This window comes from Burkholderia stagnalis, assembly GCF_039848545.1.
GTDB lineage: Bacteria > Pseudomonadota > Gammaproteobacteria > Burkholderiales > Burkholderiaceae > Burkholderia > Burkholderia stagnalis.
In genome coordinates this window covers 2,591,242-2,607,100 of the sequence record NZ_CP156686.1, presented here as the reverse complement: position 1 = coordinate 2,607,100, position 15,859 = coordinate 2,591,242, and the positions used below count along the sequence as shown (strand labels likewise).

General features: G+C 64.1%; 18 protein-coding genes. 2 read left to right on the top strand and 16 right to left on the bottom strand.

The features are described from left to right. Nucleotides 1-15 precede the first annotated feature (15 nt). From ABFO07_RS28380 to ABFO07_RS28355, 6 genes are all read right to left on the bottom strand, one after another. Nucleotides 16-390, bottom strand: coding sequence for a DUF2946 domain-containing protein (locus ABFO07_RS28380; protein ID WP_059564296.1), 375 nt, complete (start codon nt 388-390; stop codon nt 16-18). Between the two features lie 294 nt (nt 391-684). Then, the gene (locus tag ABFO07_RS28375) at nt 685-1,062 is read right to left on the bottom strand and encodes a DUF2946 domain-containing protein (RefSeq protein ID WP_347469033.1); all 378 of its coding nucleotides are present in this window, start codon (nt 1,060-1,062) and stop codon (nt 685-687) included. A gap of 133 nt (nt 1,063-1,195) precedes the next feature. Continuing rightward, nucleotides 1,196-2,599 carry a GGDEF domain-containing protein gene (locus tag ABFO07_RS28370; protein WP_059810864.1) on the bottom strand — a complete coding sequence of 468 codons (1,404 nt, stop codon included), beginning with the start codon at nt 2,597-2,599 and terminating at the stop codon, nt 1,196-1,198. Between the two features lie 175 nt (nt 2,600-2,774). Continuing rightward, complete coding sequence (locus tag ABFO07_RS28365) at nt 2,775-3,095, bottom strand: DUF4148 domain-containing protein (RefSeq protein WP_060352502.1); 321 nt, start codon at nt 3,093-3,095, stop codon at nt 2,775-2,777. Nucleotides 3,096-3,212: 117 nt separating this feature from the next. Beyond that, the gene (gene cynS / locus ABFO07_RS28360; RefSeq protein WP_059564300.1) at nt 3,213-3,683 is read right to left on the bottom strand and encodes a cyanase; all 471 of its coding nucleotides are present in this window, start codon (nt 3,681-3,683) and stop codon (nt 3,213-3,215) included. A 30-nt stretch (nt 3,684-3,713) separates the two neighbouring features. Continuing rightward, complete coding sequence (locus ABFO07_RS28355; protein ID WP_347469031.1) at nt 3,714-4,373, bottom strand: carbonic anhydrase; 660 nt, start codon at nt 4,371-4,373, stop codon at nt 3,714-3,716. Between the two features lie 123 nt (nt 4,374-4,496). Between ABFO07_RS28355 and cynR the strand changes: the two genes are divergently transcribed. Together cynR and ABFO07_RS28345 are read left to right on the top strand one after the other, a co-directional pair. Continuing rightward, nucleotides 4,497-5,417: a transcriptional regulator CynR gene (gene cynR, locus ABFO07_RS28350; protein WP_060014355.1), complete on the top strand. Its 921-nt coding sequence runs from the start codon at nt 4,497-4,499 to the stop codon at nt 5,415-5,417. An 89-nt stretch (nt 5,418-5,506) separates the two neighbouring features. Continuing rightward, a complete protein-coding gene (locus ABFO07_RS28345) occupies nt 5,507-5,932 on the top strand; it encodes a GNAT family N-acetyltransferase (RefSeq protein WP_059922187.1) in 426 nt (141 codons plus the stop codon). Between the two features lie 7 nt (nt 5,933-5,939). On the opposite strand, the gene ABFO07_RS28340 is transcribed toward ABFO07_RS28345, so the two are convergent. The 10 genes from ABFO07_RS28340 to ABFO07_RS28295 all read right to left on the bottom strand — a co-directional run bounded on the left by ABFO07_RS28340 (nt 5,940) and on the right by ABFO07_RS28295 (nt 15,809). Then, the gene (locus ABFO07_RS28340) at nt 5,940-6,359 is read right to left on the bottom strand and encodes a secondary thiamine-phosphate synthase enzyme YjbQ (protein ID WP_059564303.1); all 420 of its coding nucleotides are present in this window, start codon (nt 6,357-6,359) and stop codon (nt 5,940-5,942) included. A gap of 22 nt (nt 6,360-6,381) precedes the next feature. Then, on the bottom strand, nt 6,382-6,708 hold the full coding sequence (locus tag ABFO07_RS28335) for a thioredoxin family protein (protein ID WP_059810869.1): 327 nt from the start codon (nt 6,706-6,708) through the stop codon (nt 6,382-6,384). 351 nt (nt 6,709-7,059) lie between these two features. Continuing rightward, the gene (locus ABFO07_RS28330; protein ID WP_124491012.1) at nt 7,060-8,301 is read right to left on the bottom strand and encodes a PucR family transcriptional regulator; all 1,242 of its coding nucleotides are present in this window, start codon (nt 8,299-8,301) and stop codon (nt 7,060-7,062) included. A gap of 400 nt (nt 8,302-8,701) precedes the next feature. Next, complete coding sequence (locus ABFO07_RS28325; RefSeq protein ID WP_059988090.1) at nt 8,702-9,637, bottom strand: 3-hydroxyacyl-CoA dehydrogenase NAD-binding domain-containing protein; 936 nt, start codon at nt 9,635-9,637, stop codon at nt 8,702-8,704. A gap of 29 nt (nt 9,638-9,666) precedes the next feature. Continuing rightward, on the bottom strand, nt 9,667-10,872 hold the full coding sequence (locus tag ABFO07_RS28320) for an acyl-CoA dehydrogenase family protein (protein ID WP_124491011.1): 1,206 nt from the start codon (nt 10,870-10,872) through the stop codon (nt 9,667-9,669). A 24-nt stretch (nt 10,873-10,896) separates the two neighbouring features. Continuing rightward, complete coding sequence (locus tag ABFO07_RS28315) at nt 10,897-11,652, bottom strand: acetoacetate decarboxylase (protein WP_059908300.1); 756 nt, start codon at nt 11,650-11,652, stop codon at nt 10,897-10,899. 86 nt (nt 11,653-11,738) lie between these two features. Then, on the bottom strand, nt 11,739-12,971 hold the full coding sequence (locus ABFO07_RS28310; protein ID WP_124491010.1) for a CaiB/BaiF CoA transferase family protein: 1,233 nt from the start codon (nt 12,969-12,971) through the stop codon (nt 11,739-11,741). 90 nt (nt 12,972-13,061) lie between these two features. Then, nucleotides 13,062-13,865 carry an enoyl-CoA hydratase/isomerase family protein gene (locus ABFO07_RS28305; protein WP_124491009.1) on the bottom strand — a complete coding sequence of 268 codons (804 nt, stop codon included), beginning with the start codon at nt 13,863-13,865 and terminating at the stop codon, nt 13,062-13,064. 107 nt (nt 13,866-13,972) lie between these two features. After that, nucleotides 13,973-14,335, bottom strand: coding sequence for a DUF3331 domain-containing protein (locus ABFO07_RS28300; protein ID WP_060160099.1), 363 nt, complete (start codon nt 14,333-14,335; stop codon nt 13,973-13,975). 232 nt (nt 14,336-14,567) lie between these two features. Continuing rightward, nucleotides 14,568-15,809, bottom strand: coding sequence for a PucR family transcriptional regulator (locus ABFO07_RS28295; protein WP_059810877.1), 1,242 nt, complete (start codon nt 15,807-15,809; stop codon nt 14,568-14,570). Nucleotides 15,810-15,859 lie beyond the last annotated feature (50 nt).

The following is a 15,859-nucleotide window of genomic DNA, read 5'->3' as shown; positions in this document are numbered from 1 at the left end:
GCGGTATCTCGGGAATCAGAAAACCGTGAGCGGCGGCCCTCTCGGCGGCGCGAGAGAAAAGCGCGCGCGGGCGATATCCGGCGCGACCGGATACGCGAGTTCGCGCGTAGCGGGAGCGGAGGGAATCCAGCCCGTGTAGCCAAGCCCGGTCAGCGGCGGATGGTGGGCCAGCAGATTGCAGTAGCCGCAGGTCTTCGCCGGATGACTGCCGGGAATGGCGCCATCGGGCGCGTGCGTTTCGGCGTCCGCCTTCGCCGAGCAGAGCGCGGCGATCGGCTGCGCCTGTTCCTGCGACGCGAGCCATTGCGTGACGACAGGCGCGACCAGGGCCAGCCAGATCGAAATCAGGCCGGCCCAGGCTGCGAGCGCAACGCGTCGGGCGCGTGTCATGCGTTCGATGCGCAGCGGCGCGCCGATCGGCGCATGCGGGCGATGGCGGACATCACTTCACCATGAAGGTGCCGTGGCCCTGCCTGCGATCGCATGGGCGTGGGCGACGGTGGGAGCAGGCAGTGCGCCGGCGAGTGCAATCGGCGCGGCGCTGCGTACGCTCGACGCAATACCGCGCTCAAAGGGAATGCGCATGATCATCCTCGAGGTGAACCGTGGCATCGCATACGCGCGGGTGTGCGCGCGTGCGAAAGCGGCGCGATGCGATCACGCATCGCGGCCCGGCACTTCAGTTCAGGACGAAACCGGCGGTGCGCGCGGCTGCGCGGCGGTCAGCGGCAAGACGCGCCGCAGGCTTTCGAAGCGCGTTTCGGCACGCTGGTGAATCGCCCGGACGGTTGCGGCAAACGACGCTTCCGGCGTGGGAAGCGCGGGGGCATGGGTGAGGAGATTGCAGTATCCGCAGGCCTGCAGATGCGCCAGCGCATCGTGCGAAGCCGGGTCGCTCGTATCCGATGCTGCGCCGGGCTGCGCGGTGCAGTAAGCCGACAGGAACGCGTCGACGCGGTTGTGCGCGGCCACTGCCTGCGAGATCGTCGGCGCGAGCGACGTCATCAGGATGGCGAGCAATCCCAGGAGACTGCCGATCTTCCGGAAACGGAGGCGCAGCATACGAGGCGCAGTGGCGTGCAAGTTGGAGCGGTGCGGAATTATGCCACGCGCCCGGCGAGCCGAATATGCGGGGATGCGTATGCGCCGGCTGTCGCGGCGCGCCGCTTGACCGTTCAAGTAACGCCCCCGCTGCCTACGTCGCGACAACCCGGTTGCGGCCTTGATGCTTCGCGCGATACAGGCGTTCGTCGGCCTTGCGCAGCATCGCGTCGATCGTCTCCCCGTCGCGGCCGAACTCGGACGCGCCGACGCTCACGGTGACTTCGATCGGCTTGCCGATGCCCGCCTCGAACGGTGTGCCCGCGATCGCCGCGCGGATGCGCTCGCCGATGACCCCGGCGGTATCCAGCGCGGCTTGCGGCAGCAGCACCATGAATTCCTCTCCGCCCACCCGCGCGACGCCGTCGTATGGCCGGATCGCGTCGAGGCATTTCTGCACGAAGCGCTGCAATACCTGGTCGCCCGCCTGATGCCCGTAGCTGTCGTTGATCGCCTTGAAGTGATCGAGATCGAGCGTCAACAGGGAAAACGGCGCGCCGTTGCGTTTCGCGCGGGCAATTTCGGATTCCACGCGTTCGATGAATTGCCGCCGGTTGGCCGCGCCCGTGAGCGGGTCCGTCGCGGCCATGTGCTCGAGCTTGTCGTTGGTCCGCTGCAGTTCCTGCAGCGCCCGCTGCGTATGCGCCATTGCTTCTCTCAACCGGGCAAACAGCTCTTCCTGGCTATAGATCTTCGAAAACGAACGCGTCGTGTGAAAGGCCTGCACGACGCCGAAACTGAGCAGCAGGAAGCCGGCCGCGAATATCGCGTGCGCCAGCCACCACATGTGATTCCACGGCCGCCCGAGGATGAAGGCCAGCGACGACAGCGCGAATGACGTCACCGAAATGGCGTAGGTCGTCATCAGCGGCGAGCGGATGCGGCGCTGGACCAGCGCGACGACGTTCACGACGGAGAGCAGGAGTGCGCCCCCTTCCATCGAAAGGCGCACCCACGGGGCGCCGGCCACCGGCGAGTAGGCGATGCCGGCAACCGCGACGTCGATCAGCACGAACAGGGCGATCCACTTCGCCCAGCCACGGCCGTCGACGCGCCTTGCCTCGCTGTCGGCCGCGCGGCTGTAGGAGAGCTGGCCGACGAAAATGAGGATCGACATGGCCAGGCGGGAGGCCGGCCCGTACAGCAGGAACAGCCAGATATTGTGATGCGCCATTCCGGTGAAGGCGCCGTGCATGGCATAGATGATGGAGAAGCCGAGAAAGCCCAGCGTAAGCCAGCGCAGCAGCGGTTCGCCCGACAGGCGATAGCAGCGCCAGCAGACATAGGTGACGAACCCGCCTTCGAGCGTGGCGACGGCGATCGCCAGTTCGTGAAAGGCGTGATTCTCGAATTTCAGCGACGGGTCCTGAAAGAAATACAGGTAGGCGATCAGATAGAGCGGCACCAGCGCGAAGCCAACCAGCAGAAGCCTGGCGTAACCACGGGTGACCAGTTGGACTGCGCTGGATGGCTCATTGGCTGCAACGCGGATGCTCATGTTCTGCCTCCGTTTCGTCAGGTGAATCCAGTATAGGTAAGGAGGCGCATTCGGAAGGAGTTTCGTGCGGTAAATCCGCCGGTACTGGCCTGCAGGAGGAAATCCGGATCGAAATCGACGTGAGTGTTTCGGCGCGAGACGCTGTGCCTGATTGTTTACAAAATTGCGCTTCAGCTCACGGCGTCAAGCTGTCGTGATCAAGACGCCGCGCTGCCTTGCGGGCGCCGGCTTCCGACGCACCTGCCGGATTGCCGCCGCCGTACGAAACGGCGTTCGCGCCGGCGTCGCGCTGCGCCGCGATGCGCGCTTCGGCCGCCAGAATGTCCGTCGGGTAGCTTGCGTCTTCTCCGCGTGACGGATCGTAGCCGGCGGCCCGCAGCCCAGCGAGTTCGGCGCGTACCTGCGCGCGGCTCAAGACTTGCGCATCGGCGTGCGCAACGGCCGGGGCGGCGAGCGCTCCGGCGACGACAAGTGCAACGAGCATGCGTGACTTCATGTGTATCTCCACGACTAAAGCGTTCCAACGCCGGCCACCGGGCGGTGGCCGGCGTAATGATTCCGGAGCACGACACCCGCCGGCGCGCCGCGCCAGCCGTGTCGTTTCGACGGGGATTCAGAACGGCTTGGTCGGCAGGTATTTGCCGTCCAGCGTGATGACGGCGCGCGAGCCGCCATCCGGATCGTCGACCTTCTTCACGTCGAGCTTGAAGTTGATCGCGCTGATGATCCCGTCGCCGAACTTCTCGTGAACCAGGACCTTGAGGGTCGTGCCGTAGACCTGCAGCATCTCGTAGAAGCGGTACACGGTCGGGTCGGTCGGCACGCGATCCTCGATGCTGCCGCGCAGCGGGATGGTCTGCAGCAGCGCGACGGCATCGGCGTCGAGGTCCAGCAGCTTGCCGACGTGCCGGGCCGCGTCGGCCGGCAGCGGATGCTGGCCGAGCAGCGCCGCGGTCACGAACACTTCGTGCAGGCCGGTGCCTTCGGCGATCTGCGCGAACGTCAGGTCCTTCCTGGCCTTGGCGAGGAGGATGGCGTCGGCGAGGTCGAGGCGGGCGTTCTTACTGGTTTGCGATTGAATCATGGCGAACTCTCCTTGGGTGAGTAACGGAAATCAGGCGGCTGCCTGGAGCTGGCGGGCGGTAGCGCGGGCTTCGGGGTTGTCCGCCAGGGAAACGAATTTGCCGGTGGCGCCATCGAGCGCATCGATGCGGCCGCTTTCGATGTCGTAGATCCAGCCGTGCAGCGTCACCCGTCCCTCTTCGAGGGCCAGGCGGACGGACGGATGCGTCTGGAGGTTCGCGAGCTGCGCGATCACGTTCTCCCGCACCATCGCATCCACCTTGCGAGGCACGCTCTCGTGGTTACGCGCATCGTTCACGACGCGGGCCGAATCGGCATAGCGCAGCCAGCTGCCCACCGCCGGCATGTGAGCCATGCACTGGCAGGTGGCGATCGCGGTCATGGCGCCGCAGTCCGAATGTCCGCAGATCACGATGTCCGATACGCGCAGCGCCGCAACCGCATATTCGACGGAAGCCGAGACGCCGCCCGGCTCGGGCCCGTAGGACGGGACGATATTGCCGGCATTGCGGATCACGAACAGGTCGCCGGGTTCGCGCTGCGTGACGAGTTCGGGCACGAGGCGGCTGTCGGAGCACGAGATGAACAGGGCGCGGGGGTTCTGGCGCGTGGCCAGGCCCTTGAACAGTTCGGCGCGCTTGGGAAACGCGTGCTGCTGGAACTGCAGGAAGCCTTCGATGATGTCTTTCATGGCGAATCCTTCGTAGGGCATCGCGTTGCGCGATGCAATGGCCTGAAGGTTACGCGTCGATTTGCATAAGCGAAAATATCGATTTATTATGCGTTCGATTCGATTTTCTTATGCGAAACCGGCATGCTCGACCGCCACATCAAATACTTCCTGGCCGTAGCGGAACACCGCAGCTTCACGCGCGCCGCTGCTGCGCTGCATGTGTCCCAGCCGGCCTTGTCGCAGCAGATCAAGCAGCTGGAGGAAAGCCTTGGCGCGCAGCTTTTCGATCGCACGGGCAGAGCGACGCGGCTGACCGACGCGGGCGACGTGTACTTCCGTTATGCGCAGCGTGCGGTGCAGGGGCTCGAGGAAGGCCGGCGCGCGATCCACGACGTCGAGGACTTGAGCCGAGGCGCGCTGCGTATTGCCGTGACGCCGACGTTCACGGCCTATTTCATCGGGCCGCTGGTCGAAGCGTTTTACGGTCGCTACCCGGGCATCACGTTGACGATGCGCGAGATGTCCCAGGAGCGCATGGAGGCGCTGCTGGTCGATGATGAACTCGACGTGGGCATTGCATTCGACGAGGTGCGTTCACCGGACATCGATGCGCAACGCCTGCTGGTCGAGACGCTCGCGCTGGTCGTCGGGCGGCATCATCCGCTGGCGAAGCGGCGCTCGGTGCGCGTCAGCGCACTGAACGACGAATCGCTGATTTTGCTGAGCGCCGAATTCGCGACGCGCGAGCACGTCGATCGCTATTGCCGTCAGAACGATGTGCGCCCCCGGGTGCTCATGGAGGCCAATTCGATCAGCGCGGTGATCGAGGTCATTCAGCGAACCCAACTGTCGACCCTGCTGCCGGCGACGATCGCGCGCGGGCGGGATGATCTCGTCGCTGTTGCGCTGGATCCTTTGCTGCTGCAGAGAACGGCGGTCCTCATGCAGCGCAAGGGCGGCTACCGGACGGCCGCCGCGCGCGCGTTCATCGAGGTCGCGCTGGACGTGGCGGAGACGCTCGCACGTCGGCCGAAGCCGGCGTCACCGGTATCCAGACCGTAGATACCGCTTCCTCGAGCGCGCCATATATCGATACACGACATGTAGAGAAATGTCGTGACTGTAAAACCGCTAAAACACGAGAGATGGCAATGACGTTCAACTACACGGTGACCGATACCGCGGATGCCGGCGTCCGTAAGCAAATCGCGGCGCCGCTGGTGCAATTCAACATAAGCCGGGCAGGCCCGATCAACTTTCGGCCGCTCGCCGTCATCCTGACCGACGATGCCGACAATATCGCGGGCGGACTGTGGGGATCGACCGCCTACGGCTGGCTGCACGTCGACCTGCTCGTGGTGCCCGAGGCGGCGCGCGGCCAGCGCGTCGGCACGCGCCTGATGCAATTGGCCGAGGCGGAAGCGCGCGCACGCGGATGCCATGGCGCGTGGCTCGACACGCACGACTTCCAGGCCAAGCCGTTTTACGAGCGGCTCGGCTATGTCCAGTTCGGCGAGCTGCCGGATTTCCCGGCCGGCCACGCCAAGATCTTCCTGAAGAAATCGCTCGGCGCGTGACGCGCGTTCACTCGCCGATCAGGTGCAGCACGATGTCGCGCCGGTGCGCGGCGCGGCGATGCTCGAACAGATAGATCCCTTGCCAGGTGCCGAGCACCATGCGCCCGTGCTCGACGGGAATCGACAGCTGCACCTGCGTGAGCGCCGTGCGCAGGTGCGCGGGCATGTCGTCGGGGCCTTCGGTGTCGTGCTCGTAGCGTGACGCGTCCTCGGGGGCGAGAGCCGCGAAGTAGCGCTCGAGATCGCGCTGCACCGACGGGTCCGCGTTCTCCTGGATCAGCAGCGACGCGGAAGTGTGCCGGCAGAACACGGTGAGCAGGCCGGTGCGGATCGACTGCTGGTCGACGAACGCGCGCACCTGCGACGTGAACTCGACGAGGCCGCGCCCGCGTGCGTCGATGGCGATGTGTTGAATGGCCTGTTGCATGGCGATCGGGGGGCAGATGAACTCATGCCAGCGCCGCGAAGCCGTCGGCTTCGATCTGCGCGGCGTCGGTGGGGCGGACGACGCGCGCCACCTCGACGCCGTCGCGCAGGAACACCAGCGTCGGCCAGAGCTTGACCCGGAACGAGCGGCCGAGCGGGCGGCCGGGGCCGTCCTCGATCTTCAGGTGGCGGATGGCGGGGTGAGTCCGGAACGCGTCGCGAATCGCGGGCTGCGCGCCGGCGCAGATGCCGCACCAGTTCGTGCCGAACTCGATGACGGTTGCGCCTGCGAGCGCGTCGACCTCGGCGCGGGTGGGGGCATCGGGGGTGTAGGCGTGTGGCGTATTCAACCTGGCCCTCTCTGGCTTGGAAAAAGGTGGATAGGATCGTGGCCGTTTGCGAGGCCAGCGGACCTACTGTAGCGGAAAAGGAGGCGAGCCGCCGCGCGGCGCCGGTTGCATGCTCGTGCCGCCATTTCACGACCGCTGCTTCGTCCGGACCGAACTCGGGGAACGGTCTCGGCGACCGATCGCATGTGTGACGATCCACAATGAAGCTGGCTATTTTCCAGTGTGGATGTGTTCGACAGCCAGCCTGAAATCGATGGGCCGGCGGCGAGGGCGAAAGCCTCGCACTGCTTCCATATTCAGCGCGAGAGATGAGCCACACCCTTGCACGAGAGTGCGGGCGGGAGGGAAACGCTATTTGCGCGTGCCGCGCAACTTGATTGCCATGTCGAGCTTCGATATCCAGCCGGTATCATCCAGCCGGGCGCCAAGAATATTCTCGATTCGCTCGAGGCGGTAGTTGAGGGTATTGGGATGAATGCCGAGCACGCTTGCGGTTGCCTTGCGTCGCTGCAATTGATCGAAGTAGGTCTGGAGTGTCTCGAGCAAATACGGTTCATTCGCGAGCTGTTCCAACAGGGATACCAGATAGTTCAACACGCGTCTTGATCCACGGATGCCCTCTTCGAGGGCAATCGCGGAATACAGGCGCACACGCGCCTGGTCATCGCGGCCCCGGCCGAAGCTGAGCGCCCGGCTCGCCTCATCCGCGGACATCGACCAGCCTGACGCGCCTTCGCCTGGCAGGCCAACGCCAATCGCGCTCACTTCGGATACGGAATCTGCGACGAACGCTATCTGCTTGCCTACTTGACGATCGCTCGTGCCCGTCAGGTCGCCAAGCAAAATGGGGATCCATACAAACAGCCGTCCGTGAAACCAGATATCGAAAATCTCGTCGACAGGCAACTTGACGCACCGGGCGATCGCCGCAACGATTCGCTCGATTTCGTTCCTGAAGGTCGGCGAATTGCTGTCGATCGAGTTGACGTCTATCGCCAGTGCGATTCGCGGCGTCGTACCATTGATGCGCAGTGCGGATGTGGCTTTGGAGAAGCCATCGGCATCCTCGGGGGAATTCAAAATGATGCTGTGCAGTTGATGCCGAAGCGATTGACGCCAGTGAGCCTGCTTGAACTGTTCTTCAAGATAGGTTTGCGAAATGATCTGCGACATGGCGTCGAAGAATTTCATTAAATTGGGGGAGATCAGAAATAGAAGCTCGTCGCGCAGATCATCGGATTTTTCGTCCACTTCGATATAGCTGCACCAGAGTTCCCGGGATGCCAATCGGAACGCATGCAACAGCGCCTCGAGGGAAATATTCTGATAGACCCGCCGACGGCCATGCTCTCGAAATATTTCAAGCGCATCATCCGACGGCAGCTTGCCGGACAGGAGCGAGTCCAGCCATAGTCGCGACGAGAAGGAAATCGAATTCCGGATGTCGAGCTTGGTAGGTAAATCGAGATCGATATAAGGCTTGATGCCGAATATTTCCTTGCATGCCCGTTCGACGACGCTCGTGTGATTCGAGATGACGGTTTCAGTCCATCTGCGTAGGATCGGAGAGATGTCAGGGATTTTGGATATCATTTTCGCAGCTCTTTGAATTTCATACGCTCGTGCCTGGTCACCCTGTATGTGCGGCCGACATGTCGTCGTAGCGGCGGGGCGCGGCGTTAAGTCCCGCGTTGACCGCGGTGCGTTCGCCGTTCGACGAGGGGATGTCGCTTCGCACGACGGGCCGAGAGCGGATCGAACAGTGGTTCGTGCGGGTTCGTGCGGCCGGCAACCTCACTCGCGCAAACGTACGCTCGCGTTTGCGCGACGTGTCCGAGGGATCGATGCCGGCGGCGCGAGTCTTGTGACCATCCGGTCATGGCGGTTTCGAGAGCGGCGGCTGCTCACCGCTCTCGTTCCCGATACTGCGGGCCTGTTGCGCTGCCTCGCCGCCGCACCGTGGGGCAAGCAGGTCCGGCGAGAGGGGGGCGCGTCAGGTTCCTTCTCGCCGAAGGGACAGGAGGCCGAGCAGGACTTCGTCGCGGTGAGCCGCCAACTGATCGATCGACTGGCCGGCGACCTCGTCCCGAACGCCCGCAATCACTTTCTGACGAAGTTCCGGCGTGATTTGCGGCGAACCCAGCACCTTCCACCACGCGGTCATCGGGCCGGTGAACTGGTCGAAGAAGTGGTCGATGCCGCCTTGTCCGCCGCCGAGATGGAACAACATGTTCGGGCCCATGATGCCCCAGCGCAGGCCCGGCCCCCAACACACGGCAGTATCGGCGTCCTTGACGCTCACGACGTCTTCCGCGATCAGATGGACGATTTCGCGCCAGAGTGCCGCCTGGAGGCGATTCGCGACATGGCCGGGCACTTCCTTGTTGAGCTGGATGGTTTTCTTCCCCAGGCTCGTATAGAAGCGGGTCGCCCGCTCAATCGTTTCCCGCGACGTATTCGCGCCGCCGACGATCTCGACCAGCGGAATCAGATGAGGCGGATTGAACGGATGCCCGATCACGCATCGCTCGGGGTGGCGCTCGCAGGCCGACTGGATTTCGCTCATGGTCAGCCCCGAGGAACTCGAGGCGATGATCGTGTCCGGCGCCAGGATGGCGTCGAGATGCTTGTAGAGGTCCTTCTTGAAGTCGATCCGCTCGGGGCCGTTCTCCTGCACGAAGTCGCTGCCGGTCACCGCTTCGTCGAGACTGGCGGTGAACCGCAGTCTCGAACGCGACGCGCCCGGCGTGATCCCGAACTGCTCCAGAGCGGGCCATGCCGCGTCGACGAATGCCCTGAGCTTCGGCTCGGCATCCGGGGCAATGTCCGTCGCGACGACGTCCAGGCCTCTGGCCAGAAACAGCGCGGCCCAGCTTGCGCCAATGACGCCGGTGCCGATGATGGCAATGCGGTTGATATCTTTGCCCATGGCTGACAATCCTTCGAATGGAGTGGGGATCAGACGAACGCGCTGAAACCGGTAACCGCCTTGCCGACGATCAGGTGGTTCATTTCGCGTGTGCCTTCGTAGGAATAGAGCGCTTCCGCGTCGGCAAAGAAGCGCGCGACGTTGTAGTCGAGGACGATACCGTTGCCGCCGAAGATTTCACGAGCCCAAGCGACGGTCTCGCGCATGCGGCTCGTGCAGAATGCCTTGGCCAGCGACGATTGCTGGTCGAGCAGCTTGCCCTGATCCTGCAATTCGGCCAGCCGTACGACCATGCATTGCGACGCAGTGATGTTGCCGAGCATCTTGGCGAGGTGGTCCTGCACCATCTGGAACGACGCGATCGGTCTGCCGAACTGCTCGCGGGTCTGCGCGTAGCGCAGCGCATGTTCGTAGGCGCCCATGCTGCAACCGACGGCTTCCCACGCCACGTACTGACGGGTGAGCCGAAGCACGCGAGCCGTATCGCGAAACGACAGGTCGCCCTGCAGGCGGTTTTCTTCCGGCACCCGGCAATTGTCGAGCGTGATCACGCCGTTCTGCACGACGCGAAGCGCGATCTTGTTCTCGATCTTCTCGACGGAAAAGCCCGGCGTGGTCTTGTTCTCGATGATGAAACCCTTGACCTGGTTGTCGTCGACGTCGCGTGCCCAGATGATCGACAGGTCGCACCACGGCGAATTGCCGATCCAGCGCTTCTGGCCATTGAGCACCCACGTATCGCCTTCGCGCCTGGCGGTCGTCAGCAGGCCGCCGCCGGCGCCCGACCCGACCAGCGGTTCGGTCAGCCCGAAACAGCCGATTTTTTCGAGCCGTGCCATTGGAGGCAGCCATTTCCGCTTCTGTTCCTCCGACCCGCCGAGATAGATCGACCCCATGGCGAGTCCGCTATGGACGCCGTAGAAGGTCGAGATGGACGAGTCGACCCGTGCCAGTTCCATCGCGATGAAGCCGTCGAGCAGCGTGCTGCCGCCGGGGCAGTCATAGCCTTCGAAACCGATGCCGACGATGTTGAGATCCCTGATCTCGGGGATCAGCTCGAACGGGAATGCATCCGCGGCCCAGAACTTGTTGATCACCGGCGCGACCCGGTCCTCCATGAAGGCACGGACGCGTTTCAGCAGCGCGCGTTCGTCATCACTCAGGAGCTCGTGAATCAGATAGAAGTCGCTGTCGGGTGCCGGAAGCGGGTGGTTGGGCTTCGAGCTGGCAGTCATGATGATTTCCTATAAATGCGTTGATCAGGATGCGTTCGATGGGGCTCGCAGGTAGTCGTGGACGACTTCGGCGCCGGCGATCGTCAGGTCGGTCAGGATATGGATCGCGGACAGCACCTCGAGCACCGGCAGTCTTGCGACCGGCGCGAAGCAATGCGGATGCAGTTCCAGAGAGGCGGGCCCGGCCCACGCACCCTTCACCGTGACGTCGGTCACGTGATACCTGACCAGTTCGCAGACGCGCGCCGACCCGTCGACGTGCGGCAGGATCTTCAGCAGGAAGCCGGGCGCCTCGAGCGTTTGCCTGACGGCGGCGAGGTCCAGCGGCTCGTATTTGTAAGCCATCGTCGCGGTCGCGATGCGCACGCCGTTGTAGTCGAGCGTGCCCACCAGCGCATCGTTGCGAACCTCGAGCTTCGGTTGCGCCAGCACTTTAGGAAAGCCAAGCAATTCGCGGCCGGAGGCGATGCCGGCTTCGCTGTCGAGATACATGGCGTGGGTGTAGCCACCGGCCGCGCCGTTGAACGACACCGGAATGACCTGGCCCGATTCCGTGTACGAACCCAGCCCGCTTGAATCGGGCATCTTGATGAATTCGTACTTGACGATCGGCTCGGCCGGCAGCAATGGCGCGGGCACGACGCGGGCAAGCGCTTCCGGGTCGGTGCGATAGGTCACGATGATGAATTCGCGATCGACGAACCGGAATGGCGGTTTGGGGTAGGCCGGGCTGCAGATCGGCATGGCGTACGCGTGGGCGCGGATTTCGTCTTCAGTCATGAATGACTCCGGATGTGCGGCGGGCCGTGGCCGGCCGCGGGATGGTTGCCGGAGCGGCTCGCCCGAGCCGCTCGATACGTCGGGTTTCAGGTCTCGCTTGCAAAGCGCGAGACGACCCCCGCGTCCTGGAGGCGGGCGATGTCCGCGTCGTCGAAGCCCATTTCCTTCAGGATGTCCGTGCCGTGTTCGCCGAGTTGCGGCGCCGCGCCGGGCTTGACCTTCGGCTGTCCCGCGATTTGAATCGGATTGCTGACCGTGCGCGTGACGGGCTGGCCCGGCACTTCGAGCGGCACGACGATCCCGTTGATTTCAAGTTGGGGGTCGTGAATGATTTCCTCGGCAATCTGCACGACGCCGAAAATCACGCGTTCGGCCGTGAAGGCCTGTTTCCAGAACGCCAGCGGCTGGCTGGCGAAAAGCGGATCGAGAATCTCGACCAGCGCGGCCGAATGCGCGATGCGCTGCGCGTCGTCGGCGAAGCGCGGGTCGTCCAGAAGCTCGGGCATGTCGATCGCGCGGACAAAGCCCGCCCACTCCTTGCGCTGGGCCGCGACCAGCAGGAACCAGCGCCCGTCCGCCGTCTGGTACGGGTTGAGCAGCGCGTTGGGCGGATTTTTCCGGTCGTGCTGCGGGAAGAATTTGCCGCCGTTGAGGCCGCCTTCGACCCACGCCGCCGCGGCCCAGATGCCGTTGGCGATCAGGGAGGTCGTCACGTGGCTGCCTTTCCCGGTCGCCGTGCGCGCGTACAGCGCGGTGACGATCGCCGCGTAAAGCGTGGTTGCCGTCGCGTGGTCGCCGATTCCGGGGATCGGAAGCGTCGGCGGGCTGCCGGCATCGTGGGTGACCTCCATCAGGCCGGAACGCGCCCAGTAGGCCGTGACGTCGAAACCCGGCGTGTTGGCCTCCGGCCCGTCGGAGCCGTAGCCGGTGATGTCGGCGTAGATCAGCCGCGGATTGAGGGGCGAGAGGGCCTCGTAGGTCACGCCCAGCGTCTCCCTCACGCGCGGCGGGAAATTGACGACCACGACGTCTGCCCATTTGACGAGGCGTGTCAGGACTTCTCGGGCATCGCTTGCCTTCAGGTCGAGTGCGATGCTGCGCTTGTTCCGGTTCGTCAGTTGCCAAGCGTAGTTCGTGCCGGCGACAGGGTTCGGCGGAATGCTCGAGAAGAAGCGATAGACGTCGCCGGTGCCCGGCGGCTCGATCTTGATCACGTCCGCGCCGAAGTCGGCCAGGATCGTCGTGGCCGCTGGCCCGGCGATGTAGCTCGCGAGATCGAGCACCTTGAGGCCTGAAAATACGTGTTGTCCGTCAATCATTGCAGTGTTCCGAATTCAAGGTTGGGGTTTCGCGCGACGCAGGCGGGCATTTTTTCGAACTGCGTGCGGGGACGGAGAGGCCGCCATCGATCAGCGCCCCGCGAACTTCGGCGGGCGCTTCTCGAGGAAGGCGGTGGTTCCTTCCTTCTTGTCATCGGTCGCGGCGCAGAGCGCGAAGAGCTTCCCTTCCAGCGCAAGGCCTTCCGGCAAGGCCGCGTTGAGCCCGAGGTTGACGGCATCCATCGCGTAGGCGACGGCGACGGGCCCGTTGGCGGCGATCTGAGCCAGAATGGCTTCGGCCCGGGCGATCAGGGCATCGGCTTCGACGACTTCGTTCACGAGGCCGATCCGGTACGCCTCCTGCGCCGAAATCATTTCGCCGGTCAGGATGAGTTGCAGTGCGATGCCTTTGCCGACGAGACGCGGGAGCCGTTGCGTTCCGCCGAAGCCGGGGATGAGCCCGAGCCTGATTTCAGGTTGTCCGAACTTCGCGCCCGGGGTGGCCAGCCGGATCGTGCAGGCCAGCGCGGTTTCGCATCCGCCGCCCAGCGCGAGACCGTTCACGGCCGCGATGACGGGCTTGCCGAGGCGCTCGACGAGATCGAGCAGCGCCTGGCCCGCACGCGTGCGCTGTTCGGCCTCGATCGGCGTTGCGGTGGCCAGTTCGTTGATGTCGGCACCCGCGATGAACGCGCGATTGCCGGCGCCGGTGACGATGATCCCGCGAACCTGCGGGTCGTCTCGCGCATCTTCGAACGCCGCGCGCAGCTCCGCGATCGCCTTCTGGTTCAGTGCATTCATCACCTCGGGCCGGTTCAGCGTCAGATAGGCCGTCGCGTTTCTCTTTTCGTAGAGAACGGTGTCGAAGCGGGGAGCGGAGGAATCGTGTGACATGGGATCGACTTTTCAGACAGGTGACGTGCGTCCGTTCAGGACAGGCCGCTGAAACAACACGGGCGTGCTTCGGCCGGTGGCGCCGGGCAAGATGCCGAGGGGGTGTCTCAAGCATCGAGAACCGGAACGTGCTCCACGACCGCGGCGAGAATCAGGAAATTCAAGTTGACCGGGTTCGAGTGCCGGACGCGAACCGGTCGATAGACAAGATCGCCGACTTCGATGGCGGCATTCGTCAGCGCGCAGATACCGGGACGCCGCGCAATGGCGACCTTCCATATCTGATCCTCGTATCGACATGCGGTCGGGTCTTGCCACGAAACGCTGATCGTCGAGCGGCTCAGCCGTTCCAGGATCCTGACCGAGTGGACCGCTGGACACTTGCTTGCGCGCGCGCCACGTCCGGCGATCGAACCGGGCAAGCGGCCCAGGCCGGCCCGTCGCCCGTCGCCGTCGAGCATGCCCACCATATGTGCCCATATCGGACAATTCGGCATACTGGTCCTCACCTGATACCTGATCGTCGTTGAAATCAGTTCAACTTAGCGGTACAGATTGCGACCCATCTTAAGGTGATGACGATCCGCAGCCTATGTCACAACACACAAAGCAATTAGCTCTTTTTCCAAAAGCAGGCGAGTTGGGTGGTCAAGCACACATTGCCGGGCCGGCAGCGCGGCGCCGAAAGCCGTGCGGCTGCCGCTACTTGTGCGAGCCGCGCAGCTTGATGGCCATGTCGAGCTTCGAGATCCAGCCGGCATCGTCCAGCCGCGCGCCGAGAATGTTCTCGATGCGCTCCAGCCGGTAGTTCAGCGTATTGGGGTGAATGCCGAGCACGCTTGCAGTTGCCTTGCGCCGCTGAAGCTGATCGAAGTAGGTGCGGAGGGTTTCGAGCAGATCCGGTTCACCGGCAAGCTGTTCCACCAGGGAGACCAGATAGCTCAGCACGCGCTGGGTGCCGCGGACGCTTTCTTCGAGGGCAATCTCGGAATAGAGGCGAACCTGCGCCTGGGCAGCCCCGCCACGGCCGAAACTGAGCGCCCGGCTCGCCTCGTCCGCGGACATGGCCCAGCCCGGCGCGCCTTCGCCCGGCAAGCCGACGCCGATCGCGCGGACTTCCGGCACGGCAGTCGCGACGGACGCGATCTGCGTGGCGACCTGGCGATCGCTCATGGCGATCAGATTGCCGAGCAGGATGGGGATCCATACGAGCAAACGTCCGCCGAACCAGATGTCGAAGATGTCGTCGACAGGCAATTTGAGGTGCCGGGCCGTCGCCGCGATGACTCGGTCGATTTCGGTCTTGAAGGTGGGGGAATTGCTGTCGATCGAATCGACGTCGATCGCCAGCGCGATGCGCGGAATGGCGCCGTTCAGGCGCAGCGCGGCGGCGGTTTTGGAGAATCCGTCGAGGTCCTCGGGGAAGTTGAAAATGATGCTGTGCAACTGGTAGCGCAGCGATTCCCGCCAGCGAGCCTGCTTGTATTGCTCTTCGAGGTAAGTCTGGGAAATGATCTGGGCCAGGGTGTCGAAAAACTCCATCAAGTAAGGCGACACCTGGAACAGGAGCTCGTCCCGCAGGCTGGCGTATTGCTCGTCGAGCTCGATATAGCAGCACCAGAGCGCGCGAGACCCGAGCCGGAACGCACGCAGCAGCGCTTCGAGGGGAACGCTCTGATAGACCCGCCGGCGGCCGTATTCCCGGAAGCTTTCGAACGCCGCTTCCGACGGCAGGCGGCCCGACAGCAGCGTGTCGAGCCAGAGCCGCGACGACAACGCGATCGAATGACGGATATCCAGCCGGGTGGGCGAATCGAGATCGACATACGGCTTGACGTTCAGGACTGCCTTGCACACCCGGTCGATGACGCTCTCGTGATTCAGGACGACGCTTTCGGTCCACTCGCGCAAGGCCGGGGAGATTTCAGGGACTTTGTCTGTCATGTTTCCTTGCTCCTGGAGGCGGCCTGGCTCGTCCGGACAGGAATCCGGGG

What these genes read in the sequence shown, in the direction of transcription:
- cynR (WP_060014355.1), top strand. Translation starts at nt 4,497, where the DNA reads ATGCTCGACCGCCACATCAAATACTTCCTGGCCGTAGCGGAACACCGC.
- ABFO07_RS28325 (WP_059988090.1), bottom strand. Translation starts at nt 9,637, where the DNA reads ATGGGCAAAGATATCAACCGCATTGCCATCATCGGCACCGGCGTCATT.
- ABFO07_RS28340 (WP_059564303.1), bottom strand. Translation starts at nt 6,359, where the DNA reads ATGCAACAGGCCATTCAACACATCGCCATCGACGCACGCGGGCGCGGC.
- ABFO07_RS28320 (WP_124491011.1), bottom strand. Translation starts at nt 10,872, where the DNA reads ATGACTGCCAGCTCGAAGCCCAACCACCCGCTTCCGGCACCCGACAGC.
- ABFO07_RS28330 (WP_124491012.1), bottom strand. Translation starts at nt 8,301, where the DNA reads ATGATATCCAAAATCCCTGACATCTCTCCGATCCTACGCAGATGGACT.
- ABFO07_RS28370 (WP_059810864.1), bottom strand. Translation starts at nt 2,599, where the DNA reads ATGAGCATCCGCGTTGCAGCCAATGAGCCATCCAGCGCAGTCCAACTG.
- ABFO07_RS28305 (WP_124491009.1), bottom strand. Translation starts at nt 13,865, where the DNA reads ATGTCACACGATTCCTCCGCTCCCCGCTTCGACACCGTTCTCTACGAA.
- ABFO07_RS28300 (WP_060160099.1), bottom strand. Translation starts at nt 14,335, where the DNA reads ATGGTGGGCATGCTCGACGGCGACGGGCGACGGGCCGGCCTGGGCCGC.
- ABFO07_RS28315 (WP_059908300.1), bottom strand. Translation starts at nt 11,652, where the DNA reads ATGACTGAAGACGAAATCCGCGCCCACGCGTACGCCATGCCGATCTGC.
- ABFO07_RS28355 (WP_347469031.1), bottom strand. Translation starts at nt 4,373, where the DNA reads ATGAAAGACATCATCGAAGGCTTCCTGCAGTTCCAGCAGCACGCGTTT.
- ABFO07_RS28375 (WP_347469033.1), bottom strand. Translation starts at nt 1,062, where the DNA reads ATGCTGCGCCTCCGTTTCCGGAAGATCGGCAGTCTCCTGGGATTGCTC.
- ABFO07_RS28310 (WP_124491010.1), bottom strand. Translation starts at nt 12,971, where the DNA reads ATGATTGACGGACAACACGTATTTTCAGGCCTCAAGGTGCTCGATCTC.
- ABFO07_RS28380 (WP_059564296.1), bottom strand. Translation starts at nt 390, where the DNA reads ATGACACGCGCCCGACGCGTTGCGCTCGCAGCCTGGGCCGGCCTGATT.
- ABFO07_RS28365 (WP_060352502.1), bottom strand. Translation starts at nt 3,095, where the DNA reads ATGAAGTCACGCATGCTCGTTGCACTTGTCGTCGCCGGAGCGCTCGCC.
- cynS (WP_059564300.1), bottom strand. Translation starts at nt 3,683, where the DNA reads ATGATTCAATCGCAAACCAGTAAGAACGCCCGCCTCGACCTCGCCGAC.
- ABFO07_RS28295 (WP_059810877.1), bottom strand. Translation starts at nt 15,809, where the DNA reads ATGACAGACAAAGTCCCTGAAATCTCCCCGGCCTTGCGCGAGTGGACC.
- ABFO07_RS28345 (WP_059922187.1), top strand. Translation starts at nt 5,507, where the DNA reads ATGACGTTCAACTACACGGTGACCGATACCGCGGATGCCGGCGTCCGT.